The 253-nt window shown below is 53.0% G+C and carries 1 protein-coding gene and 1 pseudogene; both read left to right on the top strand.

All coding sequences use genetic code 11. The annotated features are described in order from the left end of the window. Positions 1–79 (top strand): annotated as a pseudogene (locus GYRE_RS14355) (50S ribosomal protein L6); the annotation flags it as partial. 9 nt (positions 80–88) lie between these two features. After that, positions 89–253, top strand: a 165-nt coding sequence (locus GYRE_RS14360; RefSeq protein ID WP_038256178.1) for a 50S ribosomal protein L18, incomplete at its 3' end; no start/stop codon positions are given.

Below are 253 nucleotides of genomic sequence, written 5' to 3' on the forward strand. Positions count from 1 at the left end.
TCGTCCTGAGCCTTACAAAGGCAAGGGTGTTCGTTACGCCGACGAAGTCGTGCGTACCAAAGAGGCTAAGAAGAAGTAAGGTAACACTATGGATAAGAAATCTGCTCGTATCCGTCGTGCGACCCGCGCACGCCGCAAGCTCCAGGAGCTGGGTGCAACTCGCCTGGTGGTACATCGTACCCCGCGTCATATTTACGCACAGGTAATTGCACCGAACGGTTCTGAAGTTCTGGTAGCTGCTTCTACTGTAGAA

The organism is Yokenella regensburgei ATCC 49455 (assembly GCF_000735455.1).
In the GTDB taxonomy this organism is placed as follows: domain Bacteria; phylum Pseudomonadota; class Gammaproteobacteria; order Enterobacterales; family Enterobacteriaceae; genus Yokenella; species Yokenella regensburgei.